Here is a 24,596-nt window from a genome sequence, read left to right as displayed (position 1 = left end):
TACAAGCGCCCTTACAGTTTCGACGAAACCGAGAACGCCAACATACTCATGCGGGCGGAGGTGCTTAACCGCCTCAACCAGAAAACCGGCAAAGGTGAACTGATTGTAACATACCCGGAGGCGCTTACAGAGAAAGTAATCAACAAAAAATCGCTGGTTGAGAATACTCTCGGAGCCAAAGTTGGTGAAAAGCTGGACACCAACTTCCTGAGCGAAATGCTGGCAGAATATGGTTTTGAGCGGACAGAGTTTGTGTATGAGGCAGGCCAGTATGCCGTGCGGGGCGGTATTGTGGATGTGTTTTCGTATGCCAACGACCTGCCTTACCGCATCGAACTGTTCGGCGACGAAATAGAAAGCATCCGGACCTTCGACCCCGATACGCAGCTGAGTGTGGAGACGAAGAAGGCCATTTCGATTATACCCAATGTGCAGACAAAGCTGCTCCAGGAAACCCGCGAGGCTTTTCTGGATTACCTGCCCGGCAACACCAACATCTGGTTTAAAGATATCCGCCAGACCCTCGATGTTATAGAAGAGTATTTCGAGAAAGCCTCGCATGCCTTCTCGAAGATGATGGCTGGCAGCGGCGGCACCCAGATTGTGTCGGACCCGGAACAGCTGTTTCAGCCACAGAAGCAATTTAAAAAGCTGCTCGATTCCTTTAACGTGGTGGAGATAGGCAAGCGCTTCCATTTTAAATCGGCCGAAGTTATACAACTGCAGGCCAAGCCGCAGCCATCGTTTAACAAAGATTTTAAGCGGCTGGTAAAAGACCTGCACGAGCAGCAGGGCGCTGGCTTTGTAAACATCATCGCTACAGATTCCCCGCGCCAGATCAACCGCCTCACCATGATTTTTGATGAGCTCGACCACGATGTGCGTTTTCAGCATTTACCTATCTCGTTGCGCGAAGGCTTTATAGATCAGAACCTGAAGGTTACCTGCTATACCGATCACCAGCTTTTCGACCGTTTTTACCAGCACAAGGCCAAAACAGGCCACTCCAAGAGCAAAGCCATGACGCTGAAAGAGCTGCGCTCGCTGCAGCCCGGCGACTACGTAACCCACGTAGACTATGGCATTGGTCGTTTTGCCGGCCTGGAGAAGGTAGAGGTTGGAGGCAGGTTACAGGAAGCCATCCGGCTGGTGTACCGCGACGATGATCTGCTGTATGTAAGCATACACGCCTTGCACAAAATAAGCAAGTACAGCGGCAAAGAGGGCGGCCCGCCCAGCATGAGCAAGCTGGGCTCGCCGGAGTGGGAGAACAAGAAGAAAAAAGTTAAAGGCAAGGTGAAAGATATTGCCCACGAACTGATATCGCTTTACGCCAAACGCAAGGCCGCGCCCGGTTTCTCGTTTAGCCGCGATGGGTTTCTGCAGGCAGAGCTGGAATCGAGCTTTATCTATGAAGACACTCCTGACCAGGGCAAAGCCACCGAAGACGTAAAAGCTGACATGGAACAGCCGCACCCCATGGACCGCCTCGTGTGTGGCGACGTGGGCTTTGGCAAAACAGAAGTTGCCATACGTGCCGCCTTTAAAGCCGCCTGCGATGGCAAGCAGGTAGCCGTTTTGGTGCCTACTACCATTCTGGCCATGCAGCACTACCGCACCTTCCGCGACAGGCTGGAACAGTTCCCCGTAACAGTAGACTACATTAACCGCTTTAAAACCACCAAAGACACTAAAGAAACCCTCAAACGTGTGGCAGACGGTAAAGTCGACATCCTGATTGGCACGCACCGCATTGTAAGCAAAGATGTGAAATTCAAAGACCTCGGCCTGATGGTGATTGACGAGGAGCAGAAATTCGGGGTAAAAACAAAAGACAAGCTCAAGGAGATGAAGGTGAATGTAGATACCCTCACCCTGACTGCCACCCCTATTCCGCGCACGCTGCACTTCTCGCTGATGGGAGCCCGCGACCTTTCGGTTATCGCCACGCCGCCACCTAACCGCCAGCCCGTTAAAACCGAGCTGCACGTGTTCGACGAAGGCCTGATCCGGGATGCCATTGTGCTGGAGATAAAGCGGGGCGGGCAGGTGTTTTTTGTGCACAACCGGGTTAAAGACATCGAAGAAATTGCCTCCATGATCCTGCGCCTCGTGCCCGATGCCAAAGTAACGTACGCCCACGGCCAGATGGACCCCGAGAAACTGGAAAAACGCATGATGAAGTTCGTGAACGGCGAGTACGATGTACTTGTATCCACCAACATCATCGAATCGGGCCTTGATATTGAGAACGCTAACACGATTATCATTAACAGGGCACATATGTTTGGCCTCTCCGACCTGCACCAGATGCGCGGGCGCGTAGGCCGCTCCAACAAAAAAGCGTATTGCTACCTGCTCACGCCACCTGTCTCGGGCTTGCCAAGCGATGCCCGCAAACGCCTCAGTACCCTCGAAGAATTCTCTGACCTGGGCGAAGGCTTTAAGATTGCCATGCGCGACCTCGACATACGCGGGGCCGGCAACCTGCTTGGTGGCGAGCAAACTGGCTTTATATCGGATCTTGGTTTTGAGATGTACCACCAGGTGCTCGACGATGCCATAAAAGAGCTGAAAGAAACAGAGTTCCGCGACCTGTTCCTGGCCGATAACCTGGAGCAGTTTATAGAACCCGTGCGCGACTGCAACATCGAAACCGACATGGAGGTGCTGATACCGGACTTCTACGTGAGCAATATTTCGGAACGCCTCAGCCTATACAGCAAACTCGACAGCACCAAAGACCTGCAGGAACTCGATAAGCTGAAGGCCAGCATCGTGGACCGTTTTGGCCCTTTGCCCGAGGAGGTGCAGAAGCTCGTGGAGATCGTGAAACTAAGGTGGCAGGCGCAGCAACTTGGTTTCGAGAAGCTGACCATCAAAAAAGAAATACTCAAAGGCTACCTGCCAACTGCCAACAACGACAAATATTTTCAGTCGGAGGTGTTTGGCAATATACTTAAATATGTGCAGCAGCACTCGCGCCGCTCCCGCCTGAAAGAGGCAAAAGATAAGCTCATCGTAATTGTAGAAGACATCCGTGCCATAAAAGATGCCAAGCAAGTGTTCGACGAAATTGGAGTACCCGTGCCCGCCACACCTGCTCCATAAGGATTTAGAAACCAGCTATACTGGAACCCGAACATGCTCATGACAGGCATGAGCCGACTATTTCTTAAAAGTCAATTTATGAATGTTTTTTGGACTTGCTCCTGGTTTAACCCTGACCGGAGCAAGCCTAAAAATTCTTTGGAAGGCTCTTTTCATTGAAATAATTGCACAACAGGATCTTACGCCTCCTACACCAGCAGAAAACCAGGACATATACTTTGATACCGCTTGCTATAACAGCAGCTAACAAGCAGGCAGACCCTTTCAGTATGCTGGGTCTAACTTCTTTATAGTCATCAGATTATAACAAGACTTTAGCATGTCATACTTTTCCTTGCTGTTCTGCAATATTTTTTATAATTTGATTATTTATTACCCTAGTTTTTAGGGCTGAATACCTACGCACCGTGACTACAAACTTAAAAGATAGTACCCCATTTTCATTAGGACCTGTTTTCCATGCCTTACCGGGCTTATACATGGTCTTACAGCCCGATCTTGTTATTGCAGATGCTACAGATGCCTATCTCTCAGTCGCTTCTAAAACGAGAGAGCAGCTAATTGGCCAACACCTGCAACAGGCTTTTCCTGTAAGTCCTGCCGTTTCAAAACTAGACTCGGTTCACATACTGCACGAGTCGCTGCAGCACGTACTGGAGTTTAAGGAGCCGCACAAAATGCCCGTGATCCGGTACGACATTGAAACAGATTCTGATGGCCGCAATCCTCACTTTGAAGAACGCTACTGGGCCTCCAGCCATTTGCCTGTTTTCGATAATGACGGAACCCTGATCTACATACTACACGAAACGCAGGACATTACCCAGCAGGTACGCCAGCACCAGACAAGTGTGCATAACCGGGAACACCTGGATATGCTGTCGAGCGCCATACATGCAGCGAACTGGGAACTAGACATACAGCAGGACCAAATTTTTTGGGGGGCCAACCTGTATGAGGTTTTCGGGTACACGCCTGAAGAATTAGGCGTAGCCGCAGATTCGTGGAACGTACGCGTGCACCCCGATGACTTCGAGAAGGCACTTGCCGACATGGAGGAAGCAAAAAATACCGGAGCCAAAACAGTTACGCTGGAGTACCGCTTCGCAAAAGCCAATGGCGAGTATGCCCACGTAACCGACAAGTGCTACATAATTTACAACGAAAGTGGCGAACCCATCAGAATGGTAGGCTCCATGATCGACATTAGCGCCAGTAAACGGGTGGAGCAGGCGCTGCTAGAGAGCGAAGACCGCTTTCATAAATTACTTGAATCCCTCCCCCACATGGCCTGGACCGCCCTTCCGAACGGGAAAGTTATTTTCTTTAACCGAAGCTGGTATGCCTACACAGGTATGCCTATGGGCCAAACCGAAGGCTGGGTTAAAGTTATTCATCCCGAAGATACCGCACAGGTAATTATGGTTTGGCACAATGCCCTTACCTTAGGCTACTACGAAATAGAGTGCCGGGTAAAAAGCAGCATCGATGGCCAGTACAGGTGGTTTCTGGAACGGGCCGAACCTCTGTTCGACGATAAAGGCAACATTAAGCTCTGGATTGGCACCTACACCGACATAGATGAGCAGAAACAGGCATTTGAGCAGGTACAAATCCGCGACCGCAGGCTCGAAAACATACTAAAACTATCGCCGGCACACCTTTGCCTCCTGCAGGGGCCAAACCATGTTTGCAAGTTTATAACTCCAGGCGTATACGCCATGTACGGCAACAGGAGGTACCTTGGCAAGCCGGCCCGCGAGATATGGCCTGAACTCGACGAGTTTGATTTCCAGTTGCTGCTCAACCATGTGTACCAACAAGGTAAAACATTTACGATCGATGCCTTTAAAGTAAACATAGACCGTCATCAGAATGGTCAGAAAACCGAGGCCTGGTTTAACTTTAAGTACCAGCCCATCCTGGATGAGAACGAGAACATAGAAGGTGTCCTGATTTCTGCCGTAGAAGTAACGGACCTAATTCTGGCAAAAAACCGAATAGCCGAACTTGAAATAGCATTGCAAAAACAGGTGTAGTGCAGGAGCAAGCCTAGCGCCCTATAGGTAACTTATTTTAGTCTGGAAGGCCGCTTTCACCTAACTTACAGATGTTACGCATATTCTAAATACAATCAACTAAAACATATTGGGTTAACCCTTGGCAAAATCCGGATACAAAACCTTCTGGAGGCTGTTTCCATTCAAATAATTCAGAAGCGAAGACGGAAACAGGTTTGGTTTATGCGGCAAAACTTGCTTGATTGTATTTAACAGTAAGAGTTGCTCCAAATAAAATTCATTCCTGACAGCTACCTTTCAAAACACTTTGAGCAGCCATGCGTTTGCTTTAAGCATTAACCGTTAACATGAAAAATAAGCCTGAACTTTACACTAGCCTTAACTTCGAGCATCTGTTCCGGTCAATGCCTACGCGCAGTGTTGTTTTGGATGCTGATTTAACCATACTGGCGACCACCGACAGCTTTCTGGAGGCAACAAAAAGAACACAGAACGAACTAGTAGGAAATAGCTTTTTCACTGTTTTTAAAGAAGAAAGTAAAGCAAACAACACAAGCGATATACAGCAACTTTTTTTAGAGGCTTGCCAACATGCCATGCAGGAGCAGCAAGAATGTACCTTGCCAGTTTTATCGTTCTACCTGCTGGCTACCGGAAACAGGAAACAGTTCTGGCAAATCACAATTAAACCGCTACTGAGCAGTACACAGGAAGTGCCATTACTAATAGTAGAGTTCCGGGACGTGACAGAAGACGTCACCAAAGAACATGAGGCACAGGCGAGCCACCTGCACCTGCTGCAGATGGCGAAAACAGTAGGTGCCACAGTGTGGGAAGCCGACATGGACAATAACAGGTTAACGTTCAGTGAGTCTTATAAAGATATATTTGGCTACCCCGATAGCCGGCTAACCTACGACCTGGAGGCCTGGAAAGAACTGGTGCACCCCGACGATGTAGCCTATATACAATCCAGCATACACAATGCCCTGCAGACCAGAAGCAGGTTCTGGAAAGGGGAGTACCGCTACCGGAAAGCTGATGGCAGCTATACCGCCGTGTACGACCATAGCTATATTATGTACAACTATGCCGGCCAGCTCACACGCATGGTCGGGTCTATGATCGACTTAAACAGGCAAAAAGATCATGACACACGGCTTAAAGAGAGCAACGAGCGGTTCGAACTGATTGCCAGAGCCACTAACGACGTTATCTGGGACTGGAACCTGCTCGACAGTTCAATCTGGTGGAACGATGGCTTTAAGAACCTGTTTGGCTACCGCGAAGAAGAAATTGAGCCCACAGCTATTTCCTGGACATCAAGAATACACCCCGATGATGTGGATCGGGTACAGACTTCGATTCATGATGTAATAGATAGCGGCAACACTTACTGGCACGATGAGTACCGGTTCCGCTGCGCTTCAGGACAATACCTGATTATTCGGGATAATGGCTACGTGATGCACGACGAAACAGGTAGCCCTGTACGCATGATCGGTGCCATGCTCGATATTACCGAGAGGCGCAGAATTGAGCAAAAGCTACAGGAGAGTGTGGCCCACAGCCGCATCGTAATGGAATCGCTGCCGCTCATGACCTGGACCACCACTCCCGAGGGTCTGGTAGACTATTACAATCAACGCTGGTTCGACTACACCGGCTCTAACCTGGAAGAGATGAGAGATTGGGGTTGGGAAAAATTTATTCACCCAGCCGATGCAAAAACAACTAAAGACTTATGGCTGCACTGTGTGGCCACCGGCAGCACCTTTACAATCCAGAGTCGCTGGAAGTCTGGCAAAGATGGCTCCTACCGTTGGTTCCTGGCACGCGCCATACCACTGCGCGACCTTTCCGGCACTATTACCAAATGGGTCGGCTCTCATACCGATATCGAAGACAGCAAACAGACCTTGCTGGCACTGGAAGAAACCTCCAGGAAGTTACGGTTCCTTTCTGAGTCTATTCCGCAGATAGTGTGGAGCGCCAACCCCGATGGCACCATCGATTATTTTAACAAAGGCTGGTACCAGTACACCCACATACCGCTGGAGAACAGCAAAAACTTTGGCTGGACACATGCCTTGCACCCCGACGATAAGCAGCTCACTATTTCTACCTGGTTAGAGTGCGTGCACACCGGTGAGCCATTTAATCGTCACCTGCGCCTGCGCAATGTCGCCACCGAAGATTACCGTTGGTTTCTGGCGCGTGCCCAGCCCATGCGCGACGAGCAGGGGCGTATTACAAAATGGTTTGGCACCGCCACCGATATACACGACCAGATACAGCTACAGGAAGAACTGGAACGATCGGAGAAGCAATTCCGGTTTCTGGCCGAGTCTATTCCTCAAATTATCTGGACCACCGACCCTACCGGCTTCCACGATTATTTTAACCAACGCTGGACGGAGTACACCGGCCTTTCGCTGGAAGATAGCATTGGCTTTACCTGGAACTCCGTATTACACCCCGACGACCGCCCACGGGCCTGGGAAAGGTGGCAGCATTCGCTCCGTACCGGTGAGTTCTACGAAATAGAGTATCGCTTCCAGAACACAAACGATGGCACATACCGCTGGTTTCTGGCACAAGCCATGCCCATGCACGATGAGCACGGAAACATTGTGAAATGGTTCGGCACCTGCACCGACATAGAAGATCATAAAAAAGCCGAAGAGGAGCTACTGGAAAAGAACCTGGAGCTAAAACGCATTAATTACGACCTCGACAGCTTTGTGTACACGGCTTCGCACGACCTTAAGCTGCCCATTATAAACATGGCAAGTATATTTGAGGAGCTTACCGGCAACATAGAGTTCAGCGACCCGGATGCACAGAAAATGATCGGAATGTTCAACAAATCGTTGCGGCAGATCCATAATACCATTCATGAGCTGTCGGAGGTAGTAAAGGTGCAGAAAAACAATGAGCGCGACCTGGAACTGGTTGACCTGGTGGCCCTTACAAACGATGTACTCGAGAGCATTCAGGAAACCATGCAGAACACCGGAACGCGCCTGACCACCGACTTTAGTGAGGCACCGGCCATTGCCTTTTCGAGGGCAAACCTGAAAAGCATTATCTACAACCTCATCAGCAACGCCATAAAATACCGCGACCATAACCGGGCTGCCGAAATAAGCCTGAAAACCTCTGTGCGCGGCGATTTTATAGAGTTAATAGTGCAAGACAACGGGTTGGGCATCGATATGAACAAACACCAGAACAAACTGTTTCAGATGTTTAAGCGTTTTCATAACCATGTAAATGGCTCCGGACTTGGATTATACATTGTAAACAGGTTAATTACCAACAGTGGAGGATACATTAATATAGAAAGCACATTAAACGAGGGAACCACTTTTTACCTTTATTTTAACCAGAAGAAAGATTTAGTCTAACCCAGCAGTAAAATAAAACATATGAAGCCGCTTAAAACCATTTTGCTAATCGACGATGACGATACCACGAATTACCTGAACCACCGGCTGCTTTCGCGCATGGATCTGGCCGATGACATTCGGGTGGTGACAGACGGAGAGAAAGCACTGGATTACCTGACAAACGCTTTTCAGGGAGCAGAAGATTATCCGTACCCGGATCTGATCTTTGTTGATATTAAGATGTCTGTGATGGATGGATTTGAGTTTCTGGAGGAATACCAGAAGTTCGATGATCGTAAAAAGAGCCGCATTGTGATGCTCATGCTAACCTCATCGGCAAGTTTTTACGACCTGGAGCGGCTAAAAAAATACCCTGATGTTCGGAAACATTACTCCAAGCCACTGGCCGAAGCCGACGTACGGGAAATTATGTCGGAATACTTTTAGGAGCCTGTTGGTTTGCTGAAGAGAGAAGGCGCCTTTTTAACCAGGGCGCCTTTCTGCGTTTATGACTCCTTGCGCCTGCGTTTAACTCTGCGCCCGAAATGCCGTAAAAAGGGTAACCGCTAATGCGGTGAGCAACAAATGCATTTACCTAAAAATAAAGCAATGGAACATAACGAGCGAGATAGAAACTATAGCAACCGTGGTGGAGACAACCAGCAGGTAGGACGCGAATTATATCGGAAAGATCAGGAGCGGAACGAAAACCGCCATGAACCAAGAAGAGCCAGCTACCAGGAATGGGGCGAAGATTCTTACTTCCATACGGGCCCAAGCAAAAGAGGCGCACAAGACCACGACAGAAAGAACAGCTACAACAGCGATGCTCCGCATAGCAACTCCTATAACCAACGCCAGCACCCCAGCCAAAGCGAACACTATGGCACCCGCAGCAGCAGTGCCTACCGCAACGAGGGCTCTTACCTGAACCACGGCGACAATTACAACAACAAGAATCAGAAAAACCGCTATGGCGGCATAAGCGGTTCTCAGCCAGGTAATTACAACGAGCCACCTACCCAAAAAGACAACATCCATCGGGAAGGACCTGGCTCGCGTAGCCGCTACAAAGAAGACGACTACCGCTATGGCAGTGGCTCCCATAACTGGTACCGCGAGAACCGCTACTCACCAGACGAAGACAGAGACCAACGCCACGATGACCGCGGTTTTTTTGAGCGCATGGGCGAAGGCATACGCGACACCTGGAATGATATAATGCATGCCGATGACCGCGACTACCAGGACAGGAACCAGCGTTATCGTGCACCTGAAAAAGGAAGTGACAGAGTGCGCATGGGATCTGAGCCTTACCGCGACAGGCGCTACGACCGGGGCTACGAAGGCGGACCGCGCTGGGCCGACGAAACAGATTCAGGCCGGGACGATTATTACAACGACTCCGACAGAAGCCAACGCTACCGAAGATAAGCAATAGCTTATGGAGCTACAGGCAACCATAAACAAAAGCCAGTACATAACGTGCTGGCTTTTGTTTTTTAGCACTTGCGTAGGCTCAGGTGTTGCTAAGGCAAGTAACGTAGCACCAGGCATTTGCTGAAACACTACACTTTTATGGACTACCATTTGTGTCTAATTTCATATTAACTTATATTTAAGCTACTTATAACGCGGCTCAGTTTTTTAGCCTGTTATTTCAAAATGGCCGGAGCTTTAAACATCCTTAAAAGGCACCCGTACAAAACAAGAGCATGGCAAACCATGTCTTGTAAAACGAAGACTTTTAGCATGCTCTGAAGCAAGATAAAGCTCGCGTATATTTTCCAGAACCTAAAAAAGAAATCAGGATGCACAACGAGGAAGACGACCATAGAAACCATCAGGAGAGATGGCAGCAAGGCTCCAGAAACCGACGGCCTAGGCCTGCAAACCAGGAGCACTTTAACGATTTCAGCAGCCGGTGGAACGACGATGTTCCTCCTTTGCACAGCACCCGCAACGACATGCTGGACGAACGCAGGCGGTTAAAAAACGATCAGGATCGGTTTGACCAGCGGCAGGAGCACCCGGACCAGCAGCGCGATGAGTATGAGCAATGGTACCAGAACAGGTACAGGCAGCAACAAGACCCAAGGCACCAGCAGCAGGACGAAAATTTTAACAGGAATAACCAGTTTGCCAAAGACCGCTGGCATCAGGATGATTATATACTGCGCGAAGAAGAACTGCGCAGACGCTACAACAGGCAGTTCAGAGATTGGGAAGAAGAAGACAGACGCCGCAGACGAGACTAACATAAAAGACCAGACACGCTCTGGTCTTTTATGTTCCATAGCTTTTCAGTACCTTCTTCTGAAGCCAATTCCGATGGAGATTAGTTCTGGTATACCGGGGATGAGCGTAAGCGACAGGTCGTTTTGTGCTGAGAGCTGGTAGTTATACTCAAACTCACCACCATACCAGTAGAACTTGTATTGCCAGTCGCCACGCTTTTTAAAATAGCCATCGTCTATGTACTGCTCCAGCCGGTTCCAGTCGTGGCGGTAAACCAAGGTGGGGCCTATGCCACCGTTTACAGAGTGCCTGCCGCTCCTGAAAATCTTAGCCCGAAACCCAACATGCGAGAAGCCTGCCATAGAGGCGGCACAATCGGCGTAGAACCCCTGCTCTACCCGTACACTTATATCGTTGCGAACCAGAAAACGGTCGTAGCCAATAATACCTCCAAAGTTTAGCGTGGTGTAGCCTTTGTTGTCGAGCCTGTTCGGGAAGATTTCTGGATATGGACTCTCCTTTAAATGCACCGAAAGCCCGAAAGCCTTTACCGTAACAGAGTTTCTGAACTCGGTATATTGCTGCGCCTTATTTTCTGTAAGCGGCAGCACACTTAAAACCAAAAGCCATAACGTAAACCAGATCCGAAACATATTTCTGCTTATACTGCTTGCCAACTGTAAAGTTAGTTTTTCTATAGCCGTTACTCCACCGCACCACCTGGCCACCCGCTACACCTGCGCCTGAGCCGCCTTAAAGTTGTGGTACATACCCTTGGCATTTAAACGACCCAAAACCCTCTGGAAGGCTGTTTTGATTACAATAATTCGGTTGTGCGATAGCTACCCCTTACTTAATTGCGGCAGGTAACAACAGGTTATTCTGAGCCAAATGAATATGATATTAAGGTGAAAACACCAAAAAATCAGGTTATTAAACAGCTTCAGCCTGATAAAGAGTTATGCAGCAGCAATGCCAACTTATACAGCCAAACCATCAGCCTTTGTTGATGGCTCTCGCCCACTCGATCTTTATAAGATGACAAAAGTAAGGAGATGGAAATAGTAAAAGTAGCATTCTGATAACCGCGCAGGTTGGCCCCAATAATTTAAGTGGAAAACAATGAACAGTTATTGCGACAATAAAGAGGCGGAACAACTAAGACCTCGCAGTATGCGCAGCTCCTGCGAGCGTCAGGGCAAAGCAGAAATACCATCGAAAGCGATACTGTTAAATGTCTGCCTGGGGCAGGAAACTTAAGAATTGCCAAATACGCTGTATCTTTGCAGCCTGTATGCCAGCCACAACCGAACTCGACTTACTACTGCAGCAGGTGCGTAGCTGCCGCCTTTGCGCAGAACACCTGCCCCTGGGTCCGCGCCCCGTTCTCAGGGCATCGGCCAGTGCGAGTGTGTTAATTGTGGGGCAGGCACCCGGCACAAAAGTGCACGCCAGCGGCATCCCCTGGAACGACCAAAGCGGAAAACGCCTGCGTGCGTGGCTGCACATCGAAGATGAAATATTCTACGACGAAACGAAAGTAGCTATTATACCGATGGGCTTCTGTTACCCCGGCAGAGGAAAAAGCGGTGATCTGCCGCCACGGCCTGAGTGCGCGCAGCACTGGCACCAGCAACTGCTGGCTCATCTGCCAAAAGTAAAGCTGACGCTCTTGGTAGGCAAATATGCACAGGACTACTTTTTAGGAAGCCGCGCCAAACCAACCCTTACCGAAACAGTGGCAAAGTGGCACGAGTACCTGCCTGCCTTTATGCCCTTGCCCCACCCATCGCCCCGCAACCAGTTCTGGCTTACGCGAAACCCCTGGTTTGAACAGGAAGCTGTACCCGTAGTACAACAACTTATTCATACGCTTCTATAAGTTTCACTGCAAATTTGGGAGTATTCACTTATATTGAAGTGTTAAATATTATTCCCTCATGATAAACTATCCTTCCAGTAAGTTGCCGGATATTACCACGACCATTTTTACAGTTATGTCGGGGTTGGCAACGGAGCATCGGGCCATTAATCTTTCGCAAGGGTTCCCCGATTTTAACTGCCCTGAGGAGCTGGTGGAGCTGGTTACCAAGTACATGCGTGCAGGCTTTAACCAGTATGCCCCTATGCCGGGAGTGCTACAACTCCGCGAAAAGATCAGTTTGAAAACACAGCTGCTGTACGGTTACCTGCCAGACCCGGAGCGCGAAGTAACCGTAACATCTGGTGCCACAGAGGCTTTGTTTGCAGCTATTGCCGCCATCGTAAAACCAGGAGATGAGGTGGTCGTGCTGGAGCCCTGCTACGATTCTTACATTCCGGCCATACGACTGGCTGGTGGCATTCCGGTACATGTGCCGCTGGTAGTACCCGATTTTCATATAGACTGGAACCTGGTAAAGAAACGCATCTGCTCCCGTACCCGCGCCATCATCATAAACACGCCTCATAACCCAACCGGTGCTGTTCTAACGCACCACGACATGGAAACGCTGGCCAATATTATAGACGGCACCGATATTCTGGTGATCAGCGATGAGGTATATGAGCACATGGTATTTGATGGCGACCTGCACAGCAGCGTGTTGCGGCATCCTTCGCTGCGCGAACGGAGCATTGCCATATCGTCGTTCGGCAAAACCTACCACACCACCGGCTGGAAAATCGGGTATACCATTGCTCCGCCTGCGCTTACAGTGGAGCTGCGCAAAATGCACCAGTTCCTCACCTTCAGCACCGTTACACCCATGCAGCTGGCCCTCGCCGATTACCTCGACCAGGAAGACCATTACCTGCAGCTCCCGGCTTTTTACCAGGCCAAACGCGACCTTTTCTGCCAGTTGCTGGAGCCATCGCGGTTCCAGGTGTTTCCTTCGTCGGGCACTTACTTTCAGCTTGCCAGGTATGAGGCCATTTCGAAGGAGCACGACCTGGAGTTTGCCAAACGCCTCACCCGCGAAATTGGTGTTGCCGCCATTCCGGTTTCCGTTTTTTACCACGATAAAACAGATAACAAATTCCTGCGTTTCTGCTTCGCCAAGTCTGAAGAAACCTTACGCAAAGCTGCCGAACGGCTTGTTGCGCTGTAAGTGCAGCGCCTATTACTGCATCTTATCAATTATTTGAATAAAAATAGCCTTCAGAAGGATTTTGATCAGAAATTAGTCAAGGGTCTGCCCCGTATAACCTGCCATAACTAGCGCTCCTGCTGTACCACAGGGCACAAAAAAAGCCCCTCCTTCTAGCAGAAAGAGAGGCTTTTATGTTAAAATCAACCCAAGTTGTGCGGTAACTGCTTTTCTAATTATTTTGCGACTGGCAACAACAGCGCGACCATCTTTGCCCAGTGCACTAAATGAATATAGACTGTTTGAGCTGTCAGCGAGTAAGGGAAGGGCCCCTCGATTTCTATTTTCTTGATTTTTTTAGTTCTTTTCGTATTAAGACAAAAGAACAAGAAAGCAGGAAATACAACAAATGGCTGCTGCTGTCAAAGCTGAAACAGCAGCTATAGGAACTTAGACTAAAAAGCCAGTAGCCACTGCTTTTGGATCTCGCCCACAAGATCCAAAAGGGATGACAAATGGGGATGACAGAAAATGAATCTTTTTTTCGCTACTACCGCACAACTTGGGTTAAAGCTATGTACTAACTACTCGTTTGCCGGCTTCCCGATGGTTGCCAGTATGCCACCATCTACGTACAGGATCTGGCCGTTTACAAAGTTGCTTGCCTGCGATGCCAGAAATACAATGGCACCTCCCAGTTCGTCGGGCTCGCCCCATTTGCCGGCCGGTGTGCGGTTGTTAATGAACTCGAAGAAAGGATTACCATCTACCCGGATAGGAGCAGTTTGTGAGGTCGCAAAGTAACCCGGGCCTAAACCATTTACTTGTATATTAAATTTTGCCCACTCTGTTGCCATGTTTTTGGTCAACATTTTAAGCCCACCTTTGGCAGCTGCGTAAGCACCTACGTTCTGGCGGCCCAGCTCACTCATCATAGAGCAAATGTTTATAACCTTACCCTGCTGGCGCGCAATCATGCCTTTAATAACGGCCTGCGTTACAATAAAAGGCGAGGTCAGGTCCACATCAATTACTTCTTTCCACTCTTCTAGGGGCATATCTACCAACGGAATGCGCTTGATGATGCCAGCGTTATTCACCAGGATATCGATAGGGCCTACCTCCTGCTCGATAGTGGCCACCAGCTCTGTTACCTGCTTCTGGTCGGTAACGTTGCAGCGGTAGCCGTATGCCTTTATGCCGGCTGCCTTGTAAGCTTCTAATGCCTGGTCTATTTTCTCTTGCGAGGAGTTTCCATTTACAACCACAGTGGCACCTGCTTCGCCAAGTGCCATGGCCATGGCCATACCTAAGCCATGTGTGCCGCCCGTTATCCAGGCCACTTTTCCGGTCAGGTCAAATTGCTTTAATATCATGTTGTTGAGGTTTTATGTTTTAGAGGCTGCACAAGGTATCGGGCACGAAAACCCAAAGCAGTGTAGTACTTATTAAAAAAAGCATAAGCACAGGCCTCAAACATGTTTTGTAGAAGACCTGTGCGTATGTTACTAGTGCACAGTCAACATTATTTCTAAAGAATAAGCTTTTTTGAAATTACGATCAATGAAGCTTGTGTGTGCCAATTTCTAATTTTGAATTTTTAATTTCTAATTTGACTGTGTACTAGTTATCTTAGTTCAGTAATTTTTCGGATGTCCATGTCGCCATAATCGAGGTTCTCGCCGGCCATGCCCCAGATAAAGGTGTAGTTAGAAGTACCGGAACCTGAATGAACAGACCAGGGCGGTGAAATAACGGCCTGCTCGTTCTGCATCCAGATGTGGCGCGTTTCGGTAGGCTCGCCCATAAAATGACATACCGACTGCTCTGCCGGTACATCAAAATACAGGTACACTTCCATGCGGCGATCGTGCGAGTGGGCTGGCATGGTGTTCCAAACGCTTCCGGTTTTTAGTTCTGTCATGCCCATTTGCAACTGGCAGGTTTCTATTACGCCTGCAATCAATAGCTTTGTAATGGTTCTGGCGTTGGCAGTTTCGAGGGTGCCAAGCTCTACCACCTCTGCCTGCTTGCGGGTAACTTTTTTAGAAGGGTAAGCATGGTGTGCTGGGGCAGAGTTAATATAAAACTTAGCCGGGTTCTGGCCATCAGCACTAGAGAAAGTAACGTCTTTTGTGCCTCTGCCCAGGTAAAGCGCCTCTTTGTTCTGCAGCTCAAAGGTTTGGCCATCGGCTTCTACCGTGCCGGCACCACCTACGTTAATAATACCCATTTCTCTTCTTTCGAGAAAGAACTCAGCCTTCAGCGGATCAATGGTTTCCAGCTTCACGCTTTTGCTTACGGGCATTGCACCACCAGCCATGTAGCGGTCATAATGAGTATAGGTCAGCTGAATTTGGTCGGCTGCGAAAACGGTTTCGATAAGGAAGTTTTTTCTCAGCGCTTCCGTGTCCATCTGTTTTGTTTCCTGCGGACTTACTGCATAGCGCACGTCGTATTGCATACTCATACATTATAGTTTTTAGAGTGAAGCCTGCACAACCAGGTGCAGGACGAAATTTATGTAAGCTGCTAAAGTAAGAGGTAGAGCAGTAATTGCCAGTATGGAGGCAGCAATATCCTGCTGTTACTTACTTTCACATCGTAATTCTCTTGCCTAGACATCAAAATTATGTTTTTCAGACATATTTTTCATGCCGTTCCAGCATTTTCTACAGGCCGCTAGACTGCCTTTTTACCAACTCAATGGGTGTAGTAAGAGAAATATAATTTTGGCCAGGCTTGCTGTTCTGCTCCAGCAGTTCCATCATCAGCGTAGCCGCCTGCACCCCCACCTCGTAGGGGAACTGCTCTACAGAGGTAATTGGAGGCTCTATAATTTCGGTGCGGGAGTCGTTGGAGTAGCCTGTTACCTTAAGTTGCGCGGGCACTGCAATTCCTCTTTCTTTGGCATATTGCACCACCGCCACGGCAGTAGTATCGTTGCCGGCAAACACAGCCTCCGGAAATGTACCATCGGCAAAAAGCAGTTCGCAGGTTTGCAGCGCGTTTTCCTTGTTCAGCTCGTGGCAAAAAATCAGGTTGTCGTTTGGCTCCACTTCAAATTCCCGAAGCGCCTTTTTGTACCCTTCGTACCGGTCGCTGTAGAGTTTACAGCTTAAGGGGCCTGTAATGTAGGCAATCTGGCGGGCTCCCTGCTCGAGCAGGTGCCGCGTGGTCTGGTAACCGCCCTGGTAATCGTCGCCCTGTATTTTATGGGCCGGGTACTCGCGTGGCACCCGGTCGTAAAACACCAGCGGTATGTTGGCCCGGTTAAAAATATCGAAATGCGAGAAATCTTCGGTATACAGTGTCGACGATACAATCAGGCCCTCCACGCGCGAGGCATACATTACCTTCACCAGTTCCTTCTCGATAGCCGGCAAATCGTTCGATTGGCACACCATCAGGTTATAGCCATACTCATGCAGTTTGTTCTGGATGGCCGTTATAACCGTAGACTGAAAGTACATGGTAATACGGGGGGCGATGAGGCCGATCATGTTAGACCTGCTGTTGCGCAAGCTGGCAGCCAGCGCGTTATGGCGGTAATCCAGTTTTTCAACCACTTCCTGCACGCGCTGTTTTGTTTCCTGGCTTATGTGCGGGTGGTTGTTAAGGGCGCGCGACACAGTAGAAACAGACAGGCCAAGAGCCGCCGCAACATCCTTTATTGTGTGCTGAACCTGTTTCTTCATGTAATATTCCTGCAATCGTTTGCAAAGAAAGTAAAACTACCTAACTTTAGTCAAAGTTCAACCTCAATCGGTCAAAAATTAAGTACACCCCTAACAGAATAATAGCATATGAGAGAAGGGAAAGTTCTCATTTTCGGAGAATTATTATGGCGCCTGGCTTCCGTAAACAAAAGCCTGGAATCAGCAGATAACCTTTTACAAATTTATCCGGGCGGAGCCGAAGCCAATGTGGCTGCCTCTTTGGGCCTCTGGGACATACCCTGCTCCTACCTTACCTGCGTACCCGAAAATGAGCTTACGGCTAAAGCGCTGGGCGAACTGGAGCAGCGTGGCGTCGAGACAGACCTTATTCTGAAGCAAGGCGACCGCGTTGGGCTTTATTTTTTATTATCTGCCAACGGCCTCAGCACCGGGCAGGTGGTGTACGACCGCAAATATTCTGCTTTCAGCCAGCTAACGCCCGGCAGCATCGACTGGGAAAGCATCCTGAAAGACTTTTCCTGGTTTCACTGGAGCGCCATTACGCCTGCTCTGAACGAAAACGTTGCGGCTCTCTGTAAAGAAGCTCTGGTAGCAGCCAAAAAGCTGGGCCTTACCACATCGGTAGACCTGAACTACCGCAACCGCCTCTGGACTTACGGCAAAACTCCTCTGGAGGTAATGCCGGAGCTGGTGCAGTACTGCGATGTAATTATGGGCAACATCTGGGCCGCCAACGTAATGCTGGGCACCCCAGTGGCAGAAGGCCTGAACCGCGAAACCAGCCAGGAAGAGTATCTGCAGCATTCAGAAAAGTCGGCAAAGGCTATCATGGAAAAATTCCCGGAGTGCAAGCACGTAGCCTTTACGTTCCGGTTTATGGATAGCCCGAACCATAACCTTTTTTACGGCACCTACTACAACGGGCAGCAGCAGTACGTATCGCACACCTACGAAACACAGGAAGTGGTAGACCGCATAGGCAGCGGCGACGCGTTTATGGCCGGCTTGATCTACAGCCTGCACGAGCAGTTGGAGGGGCAGGATGTTATTGATTTCGCTACAGCCTCTGCTTACCAAAAGCTCTTCGTTCCCGGCGACTTTGGCAACCACTCCTTATCGCATATTAAACAACATATTATCCACTAGATTTTAGATGTTAGATATTAGATGCTAGATTTTTTCGGTTTCACTCATTGCCAAGTTAAAGCGGATTAGCCTGCTTTTGATGGATTTTTCTTTTAGTTAGGCTATAAGATCATTTGTCACGATTACTATCTGATTACTTTTGAAAAAAATCTAACATCTAAAATCTAGCATCTAACATCTAAAAAATAAAAAATGGCAACAGATAAAAACCAGGTATTAGATACCATCAAAACATCTCCGGTTATTCCCGTATTTTTTAATGCTGACCCTGAGGTTTGCAAGGCTGTGTTGGCAGCTTGCTACGAAGGCGGTATGCGGGTGTTTGAGTTTACAAATCGTGGTGAGCAGGCGCTTGCCAACTTTAAGATTCTGGTAGAAACTGCCAAAGCGCAATACCCTGGCATGAAGCTGGGCATCGGTACGATTAAAGACAGCGAAACGGCTACTAAATTTATAGAAGCTGGCGCTGATTTTATCGTGAGCCCGATTATGAATGCCGACATTGCTAAAACGGTGCACGCGCAGGGGCTGCTCTGGATACCCGGTTGCATGACTCCTACCGAAATCGACCAGGCTGAAAAAGCAGGAGCAAGCCTTGTGAAACTGTTCCCTGGGAACGTGCTGGGCAGCGGCTTCCTGAAAGCCATTAAAGAACTGTTCCCGAACCTGCTCTTTATGCCAACCGGCGGTGTAGCACCAACCAAAGAAAGCCTTGATGAATGGTTCAGTGCCGGCGTAACTGCCACTGGCCTGGGCTCTAAACTATTCGAAAAACCAGCAGATGCCGGCGATAACTACGAGTGGCTGAGCAAACGCGCCGCTGATATGTTGGAAATGGTAAGGAAATAGCCTGGAGCTATTTGGATAACTTTTGCTTCTGAAGGCCTGTTTCATTAGAATAATCTATGAAACGGGCCTTTTGGATTTTGGGGAAACTGTACGGGTGGTGAAGCAGCCATGTATAAGTGTGGGTAGCTAATCTGATTAAACTTTGTACTTATGGTTGCTTAACGTGCTGGTGCAGCTGAAGCCCGTAGCGTAGCAAGGGTTAAAGCTGCGCTTTGTTGTACAGCGTTATTTTATTTTCAGCGATTTCATATCATTAAGAACACTCACAAGTATTGGCGAATTGCTTTTCTCTAAGCAGTCTATCTCATTTATCAGTGATTTTTCCAATTCTTGTCCTTCTTCATTTTTAAACTTTAATATTAAAACATCACCATCAAGTACCATAGAGCAATTAGGTTCTTCAAAATTCACTCCACTATGCTGCGTCCAGTTACCAATAGATTTAACCCTTAAAGTATCTGTTTTTCCTTTCAAATCTATTGAGGTCATGATAATTTCACTACTTGTGATAGTCCATATGTATTTATAGCCTACTGTTCCGACTGAATACATAAAAGCATTACCGTTTTCTTCATAGTACTTTGCAAACAGCTTTTCACCTTTTCTAAAATTCCTGCTATCTGATTCCATAGTGTAAACACTACCACATTGAGCTAACAGCAAAAGAGTAAATGAACTGACGAGGGATAATCTATTTTTCAATTTTATCATTACAATGCTATACGGTTAGGCTAAACGGCGGCGCAGGCCGTTGGCCAATGCTGGCGTTTAGCTGTTGTGTGCGCCCAGTATGGCGCGAGTATATTTTGTTATGAAATATACTCAGATTATCCAGAGGGTGCAAATCCCTTATCGGCAAGTTGGCGAAGCCGATAAGCAAGCCGCAAGCTGGTTCGTCGTGAGGCGTGCAGTGAAGAAAGCGGGACTGCAAAAGCCTGAACTGACGAACAGAAACTGTATAAGAGGCAGGGAGTCGTGGGTAAGCAAGCACATCTTTGCAAAGCCCCTGGCCAACAAACGACTCTGTGTAGATGCAGCAGGATTAGGTGGAAGGATAAGCGTCTTACCTGGGGAGGTCTTGGAATAGACTCGGTTTCTATGAGCCAAGAAGTCAGCAGCGGTCATAATAGTCACCTGGAAACGAGCCGTAAGCGCTACGGAGGCCTCACAGGGTGATGAAGGACCAAACGTTAAGTTGCCCAAAATCCGATAAGGAGGTTCAAACACTAGAGTTTGCTAGCCTTATCCCAAACTAGGGCAAGGGCATGGTCGGTGTAAAGAGCGGCTGTGCTATCCTTAACGAACCGCCCTGTACGAGAACCGTACGCAGGGTGGTGGGAGAGCCTCACCGTGAGTAATTTTGCTCACGGCAGGCTACTCGATTGTACACAGTTCTTATTTTTTCAGTATTTGCTGGACATATGCTTGGTGATTTTTATATCCGTTCTTTTCAGGATTTTCCAAATCTATCATTTCACCCAGAGCTGTGTCGAACATCTGCCACCCATGCTCTTTTGCTAATTCTATCAAAACATATAATCCATTTTCTCCATTTATGCTCATCATCAAATTGCTCGCTGTTTCTTCGTCGGTAAAGTATTCGAGTGAAAAATCATTACCAATTAATTCTATGTGTTTCCCATCCTTTTCCACTCCTGCAAATGATTCTTCGAGAAGCGAATTGAAATCGATTGGTTCCAATAGTTCTTCATCCAGTTCTTCTACTGTTTCTATTTTCTGCTTTGAGTTAAATAAAACAATGTCCCAGCTCATTTTTTATTATTTGAATTGTGTACAACGTACTTGTGTAAACGACGTGCGAGGCCGTCGGCCGAAGCATGACGTTTATACGTGGTTGGCAAGAGGCTTTATTTAAGCAGAGTTTTGAGACTATCGAAAGCTGTTTTTATAGATTTATCATTCATTAGATAAGATGGTTTACCCTTGAATTCCTCGATTTTTTCTATCAAATCTTTGACAGGTGGAGATGTAATACTAGGCTTTACAATTTCAATTAGTTCTTTAAACTTCCTTTGACAAAGAGGAAACTGGAGTCGGCTTGAAATTTGTGTATCACTAAAAGACAAGACTGCAATGTTTGCTTGATGGGAATCTAGATTCGACAATATTTGAACATAAATTGAATTTGCACTTACTGCAACTCCATTTCCATTTGTTAAAAAAGTTTCTACAATAGCAAGTACAAACTTTTTTGTTACTGCTCTAGGCACTTTTAAAGGTTCACCTACCATTCTTTGTAATTGCCTAGCAAAAGATGGTTCATTGTAGAAATTATTGTAAGCTCTATGAGCACTTAATAAATTATCGATGGCATTTTCAATTTCAATTGCTCTTAAGTCATCAGGTATATAACTTTCTGCATTTACAACTTGTAAAAACTGTCTTGCAAGTTTTCTTTCTGCTTGGCTGTTACTAGCAACAAAATTTCCATACTTTAAGCCGAAGGTGTGCTTACTGTCTTCATCAACTCTACCCCAAATCAAAGGTAAAAGCCTATTTATATTTTGATGGGTTTGACTTTCTGTTTCAGGCTTTACGTATATACCAAAGAAACCTGAAGCTAAGTTATTAATTTGGTCTTGTGTTAGGTTGGTAGTAAATACTGATATTTCTTGTGCTTCCGTTTCAGATATAGAGGTATTCTTGACACCTATAAGCAATTGTTTTATCTGGATTGTGATGTTAGAAATTGGAAGCGTTATAACCTCTTTAACACAAGTCTCTAACCAAGCAATTAACTGTAATCCTGTTATCTCGTTTTGATTTGGATGAGCTGCACTAGCCCAATTCCGCATATAATTAATATATTCTAAATGCTTAAAGCCTAAATCTGATATTAAGCCAATTTCTTTGGCTCCTTTTATCAAATCATAGTCATCAACTTTATTTAAATCATTTTCGTCTTTTAATCTTTTTCTTCTATCCCCTGAAACTGCATTGTCATAGAAGTACTCGATGTCGTATTTTATTACTCTTTTCCGGATTTGCAGAATTGTTTCGTCCCAAAGGTAATTCAAGGCAGCATCAAAGAGGCCAGAAGCAACACCAGCAATAAACTTTGATAGGTAAATTGACTTTTCCTTTTCTTGAACGTCAACTTGGTCAAGTACAGAATCTAAATTTTTAAAAACGTTTGCACGTTCTGGAATTCCAACAAATATTCCTTCTGCTGGTAAATTGTGTACCGCTAGAAAATTTTGAAGACCGTTTTCAAAATCTCTAAGCTGCACGTCATAAGAAACTTTTCTGACTTCTGTTTCTGATTGAATTACTTTTGGTGTATTATTTTCCATTCTTCTTTTTATTATAGCTTTTTGCCAACTAGCGGCTAGCAGTAATAAACATACGCTTTTTTGTCGAAAACTACAGATAACCGTAATCGGATTACCGAATATACTATATAGCAAAAAATATTTAAAATTAACAATTATTAATTCTAAATATTCCCCGCTAAGAATTATTCGAATCAAAATGGCCTTCCGAAGGTTTTAGTGCAGAAAACCCTCAAGGGTGCTCCTATAAACAGCATATAAAATATACACTTATTACGTTTCACTATTCTAGCCACTGCTGCTGCGTTCTTTGGCTAAAGCCTGAGGTGCGTAACATTACATACTTTTAACTAACGTGCTGCTTTAATGAGCTTTCTGTTAGCCGGGCTGAAACTCCACGAAATTATAGTGAGAACCAGTAATAAGGCCGGGCCAAAATATTCTACGGCATTGTCGCTATTGGCAAAATGCGAGAAAATAGCTCCAGTCATTAAGAAGAAAAACCCTGCGTACGCCCACTCCTTTACCAACGGAACGCCAGGAATAAGAACGGCTATTGCTCCCAGTAACTTCCATACACCAATAATGGTCAGGAAATAGGCCGGATAACCCAATTCATTCATTTTCTGCACCTCCTCCTCCATTCGTATAAGTTGCACTATTCCTGTTGACACCATTCCTAAGCATAGCCAAATGGTTGCAATCCAGTAAATAATTTTGTCTCTCTTTCTCATTGTTGTTTTAGTTTGCTTATTAGTTTTTGGAGTCGGTTATGCGCCATATTTATACCTTGGGCAAATGGCAGCTTAAGCATATTATCTCTGTCGGCCACCGATTTGAAAACCATTTGCATGGTGAGTTTACTTGTTTCTTCTGAAAGTTGCTCAAAGTCTAAAAATTCAAGCTGGACCGGAAACGGCGTGTTTTCCATTTCGAAAGTCCGGGTAACAGAGTGATTAGGAACGAAATTATGGATAACCCCATTGGCCCGGAACAAGACGTTTCCGTGTTCGTCTCTTGTTTCAAACTGATAACTGCCGTGGGCTTTGCATGCTAACATCAGAACTTTGTTACCCATCCATTGCTCCACAAGCTCAGGCTCTGTATAAGCTTTAAACAGGAGGTCTACAGGCAAGTCGAAAATTCTTGTAATTACAATTTCCTGTTTGCCATTTTCGGCTGTAATCTTGGTTTTCTGATCCACGAGGCTTTATTTTTTAGCTTTATAAGATTTCATTACTTGCTCCAGTTTGTTAAATCTATCGTCCCAAACTTTCCGGAATGGTTCTATGAAGTCAGCGATTTCTTTCATTTTGGCTGCATTGAGATGATAATACACTTCACGTCCTTGCTGCTCCTGTTCCAGCAATTCGCATGCTGTCAGAATCTGTAAATGCTTAGAAACAGTGGGTCTGGCTGTATCGAAGTTCGCTGCAATGGCACCGGCTGTCATAGATTGTGTAGCAAGCAAAAGCAGAATAGCCCTTCTGGTTGGGTCGGCAATTGCCTGAAATACATCTCGTCTTAAATTCATTATGTAGCTATTTGGCTACTAATTTACATGTAGCTATTTAACTACGCAATTTTTTGTTAAACTATTTTGCTCTTCATCGGAAGTATTGACCTACGAGATCAAAATACTATATATACAAACTAACCACCTCTACCCCACCTTCTTCTACTAAAAAGAACCTTCTAAAGACTGGTGGTATTATTGAAGCAAAAGGCCCCTCTCCATACATCTTCAGGAGAGGGGCCTTGTTGATTTGTAATCAAAAAATATGGCTAATTAAGAATA

20 protein-coding genes are annotated in these 24,596 nt (G+C 46.9%); 10 read left to right on the top strand and 10 right to left on the bottom strand.

Translation table 11 applies throughout. The features are described from left to right. The 6 genes from mfd to FVR03_RS09640 all read left to right on the top strand — a co-directional run. A partial coding sequence (gene mfd / locus FVR03_RS09665) for a transcription-repair coupling factor (protein WP_147921538.1) occupies nt 1–3,111 on the top strand: 3,111 nt, incomplete at its 5' end. A 407-nt stretch (nt 3,112–3,518) separates the two neighbouring features. After that, nucleotides 3,519–5,150, top strand: a complete 1,632-nt coding sequence (locus tag FVR03_RS09660) for a PAS domain-containing protein (RefSeq protein ID WP_147921537.1) — start codon at nt 3,519–3,521, stop codon at nt 5,148–5,150. Between the two features lie 329 nt (nt 5,151–5,479). After that, complete coding sequence (locus FVR03_RS09655; RefSeq protein ID WP_147921536.1) at nt 5,480–8,542, top strand: PAS domain-containing protein; 3,063 nt, start codon at nt 5,480–5,482, stop codon at nt 8,540–8,542. Between the two features lie 21 nt (nt 8,543–8,563). Continuing rightward, the gene (locus FVR03_RS09650) at nt 8,564–8,971 is read left to right on the top strand and encodes a response regulator (protein ID WP_147921535.1); all 408 of its coding nucleotides are present in this window, start codon (nt 8,564–8,566) and stop codon (nt 8,969–8,971) included. Nucleotides 8,972–9,133: 162 nt separating this feature from the next. Beyond that, the gene (locus tag FVR03_RS09645; RefSeq protein WP_147921534.1) at nt 9,134–9,958 is read left to right on the top strand and encodes a hypothetical protein; all 825 of its coding nucleotides are present in this window, start codon (nt 9,134–9,136) and stop codon (nt 9,956–9,958) included. Nucleotides 9,959–10,335: 377 nt separating this feature from the next. Further along, entirely contained in the window at nt 10,336–10,782 is a 447-nt protein-coding gene (locus FVR03_RS09640) for a hypothetical protein (protein ID WP_147921533.1), read from the top strand. Nucleotides 10,783–10,827: 45 nt separating this feature from the next. On the opposite strand, the gene FVR03_RS09635 is transcribed toward FVR03_RS09640, so the two are convergent. Beyond that, nucleotides 10,828–11,415, bottom strand: a complete 588-nt coding sequence (locus tag FVR03_RS09635; RefSeq protein WP_147921532.1) for a hypothetical protein — start codon at nt 11,413–11,415, stop codon at nt 10,828–10,830. 641 nt (nt 11,416–12,056) lie between these two features. Here FVR03_RS09635 and FVR03_RS09630 point away from each other — a divergent pair. After that, on the top strand, nt 12,057–12,644 hold the full coding sequence (locus FVR03_RS09630) for a uracil-DNA glycosylase family protein (RefSeq protein WP_147921531.1): 588 nt from the start codon (nt 12,057–12,059) through the stop codon (nt 12,642–12,644). A gap of 58 nt (nt 12,645–12,702) precedes the next feature. Beyond that, the gene (locus tag FVR03_RS09625; RefSeq protein WP_147921530.1) at nt 12,703–13,851 is read left to right on the top strand and encodes a pyridoxal phosphate-dependent aminotransferase; all 1,149 of its coding nucleotides are present in this window, start codon (nt 12,703–12,705) and stop codon (nt 13,849–13,851) included. A 563-nt stretch (nt 13,852–14,414) separates the two neighbouring features. Here FVR03_RS09625 and FVR03_RS09620 read toward each other — a convergent pair. The 3 genes from FVR03_RS09620 to FVR03_RS09610 all read right to left on the bottom strand — a co-directional run bounded on the left by FVR03_RS09620 (nt 14,415) and on the right by FVR03_RS09610 (nt 17,528). Continuing rightward, entirely contained in the window at nt 14,415–15,206 is a 792-nt protein-coding gene (locus FVR03_RS09620) for a gluconate 5-dehydrogenase (RefSeq protein ID WP_187270104.1), read from the bottom strand. A 251-nt stretch (nt 15,207–15,457) separates the two neighbouring features. Then, on the bottom strand, nt 15,458–16,300 hold the full coding sequence (gene kduI / locus FVR03_RS09615) for a 5-dehydro-4-deoxy-D-glucuronate isomerase (protein WP_147921529.1): 843 nt from the start codon (nt 16,298–16,300) through the stop codon (nt 15,458–15,460). Nucleotides 16,301–16,502: 202 nt separating this feature from the next. After that, complete coding sequence (locus FVR03_RS09610) at nt 16,503–17,528, bottom strand: LacI family DNA-binding transcriptional regulator (protein ID WP_147921528.1); 1,026 nt, start codon at nt 17,526–17,528, stop codon at nt 16,503–16,505. Nucleotides 17,529–17,636: 108 nt separating this feature from the next. On the opposite strand from FVR03_RS09610, the gene FVR03_RS09605 reads away from it, so the two are divergent. Together FVR03_RS09605 and FVR03_RS09600 are read left to right on the top strand one after the other, a co-directional pair. Continuing rightward, on the top strand, nt 17,637–18,656 hold the full coding sequence (locus tag FVR03_RS09605) for a sugar kinase (RefSeq protein ID WP_147921527.1): 1,020 nt from the start codon (nt 17,637–17,639) through the stop codon (nt 18,654–18,656). Between the two features lie 192 nt (nt 18,657–18,848). Continuing rightward, a complete protein-coding gene (locus FVR03_RS09600) occupies nt 18,849–19,505 on the top strand; it encodes a beta/alpha barrel domain-containing protein (protein ID WP_147921526.1) in 657 nt (218 codons plus the stop codon). A gap of 225 nt (nt 19,506–19,730) precedes the next feature. Here FVR03_RS09600 and FVR03_RS09595 read toward each other — a convergent pair whose 3' ends face one another. From FVR03_RS09595 to FVR03_RS09565, 6 genes are all read right to left on the bottom strand, one after another. Continuing rightward, nucleotides 19,731–20,216: a hypothetical protein gene (locus FVR03_RS09595; RefSeq protein WP_187270103.1), complete on the bottom strand. Its 486-nt coding sequence runs from the start codon at nt 20,214–20,216 to the stop codon at nt 19,731–19,733. Between the two features lie 684 nt (nt 20,217–20,900). Next, the gene (locus FVR03_RS09585) at nt 20,901–21,278 is read right to left on the bottom strand and encodes a hypothetical protein (RefSeq protein WP_147921523.1); all 378 of its coding nucleotides are present in this window, start codon (nt 21,276–21,278) and stop codon (nt 20,901–20,903) included. Between the two features lie 95 nt (nt 21,279–21,373). Then, the gene (locus FVR03_RS09580; RefSeq protein WP_147921522.1) at nt 21,374–22,819 is read right to left on the bottom strand and encodes a hypothetical protein; all 1,446 of its coding nucleotides are present in this window, start codon (nt 22,817–22,819) and stop codon (nt 21,374–21,376) included. Nucleotides 22,820–23,148: 329 nt separating this feature from the next. Then, nucleotides 23,149–23,532 carry a DoxX family protein gene (locus FVR03_RS09575; RefSeq protein WP_147921521.1) on the bottom strand — a complete coding sequence of 128 codons (384 nt, stop codon included), beginning with the start codon at nt 23,530–23,532 and terminating at the stop codon, nt 23,149–23,151. After that, nucleotides 23,529–24,002: an SRPBCC family protein gene (locus FVR03_RS09570; protein WP_147921520.1), complete on the bottom strand. Its 474-nt coding sequence runs from the start codon at nt 24,000–24,002 to the stop codon at nt 23,529–23,531. The genes FVR03_RS09575 and FVR03_RS09570 overlap by 4 nt, the downstream gene beginning before the upstream one ends. A gap of 6 nt (nt 24,003–24,008) precedes the next feature. Further along, nucleotides 24,009–24,332 carry an ArsR/SmtB family transcription factor gene (locus tag FVR03_RS09565; protein ID WP_147921519.1) on the bottom strand — a complete coding sequence of 108 codons (324 nt, stop codon included), beginning with the start codon at nt 24,330–24,332 and terminating at the stop codon, nt 24,009–24,011. Nucleotides 24,333–24,596: the final 264 nt, after the last annotated feature.

The sequence above is a fragment of the Pontibacter qinzhouensis genome, assembly GCF_008017455.1.
Taxonomy (GTDB): Bacteria; Bacteroidota; Bacteroidia; order Cytophagales; family Hymenobacteraceae; genus Pontibacter; species Pontibacter qinzhouensis.
This window is presented reverse-complemented; position numbering and strand designations above follow the sequence as displayed.